At 50.6% G+C, this 251-nt stretch carries 1 protein-coding gene; it reads right to left on the minus strand.

Going from position 1 to position 251, the window contains the following annotated elements; translation table 11 throughout:
- Positions 1–43: 43 nt before the first annotated feature.
- Positions 44–251, minus strand: a 208-nt coding sequence (locus F0L46_RS26630; protein WP_210247691.1) for a hypothetical protein, incomplete at its 5' end; no start/stop codon positions are given.

Consider the following 251-nt stretch of genomic DNA (forward strand, 5'->3'; position numbering starts at 1 on the left):
TCATAAATCACATTCCACTAGAGCCGACTTAAAGAGAGACGGATTAAGAGCGCCTCGCGATCTCTGCTTTGATAGCGTCATATCGCGCACAGATCTGTTTGTAGACGGGGTGCCAGTCACCCCAGGGCAAATCGGATAACATGACTTGCAAGCTGGCTAGGCGAGCGGCCATCGATCTGCGCTCATCAAGCAGTTCATCTTTTGTTGCTTGGTGCAAGTCTTTACGAACGACAAGCTGGTGCGACACATAC

Origin of the sequence: Salinarimonas soli, from assembly GCF_008386575.1 — a bacterium.
In the GTDB taxonomy this organism is placed as follows: Bacteria; Pseudomonadota; Alphaproteobacteria; order Rhizobiales; family Beijerinckiaceae; genus Salinarimonas_A; species Salinarimonas_A soli.